Below are 570 nucleotides of genomic sequence, written 5' to 3'. Positions count from 1 at the left end.
ACATGAACCTCATGGAGGTGATACGTTCACCCGAACTGGCTCCCGAAGGTACTATTGGCATCTGCGGCGGAATGGCCATGTGCGCGTCCTGCCAGTGCTATATGCTGAACAAGGAACACCTCCTGCCCGAAAAAGGTTATGAGGAAGAAGATATGCTGGACCAGGCTTTCTTTGTGCAGGACAACAGCCGGTTGAGTTGCCAGATCCCTATTACGAAAGAACTGGAGGGGCTGGAAGTAAAGATCTCTCCCTATAACGCTGACTAAAAAAGGCTCAATTTTTGGCCTTTTTGACAGGAAAGAAAATCACCAGGCATGAGCTTTAATGTTATTGTATTTTACTCCAACAAATCTAAAGATTACCTCAAGTTTGAGGGGGTGATCTCTAAAAAACCTGTGGAGTTAAAAAGCGAGTGCTGTGAAAAATATTTAAAGGGAAAGCGATGTAAACGCTGCCCGTGTTTTGATCTTATGTAGCTTTTGCCTTCTGGTAAGCTTCAAGTTTTTGAGGTCCTTCAAGAACGATCCTAATTACTTTTAGAAAACCTTCTTCATTTATTGCTACCTGCCA

General features: G+C 43.5%; 1 protein-coding gene. It reads left to right on the top strand.

What is annotated here, in order from left to right; translation table 11 throughout:
* Positions 1-266, top strand: a 266-nt coding sequence (locus tag HC175_RS16755; RefSeq protein WP_168139501.1) for a 2Fe-2S iron-sulfur cluster-binding protein, incomplete at its 5' end; no start/stop codon positions are given.
* Positions 267-570 lie beyond the last annotated feature (304 nt).

Source organism: Salinimicrobium oceani (genome assembly GCF_012037645.1).
This window is presented reverse-complemented; position numbering and strand designations above follow the sequence as displayed.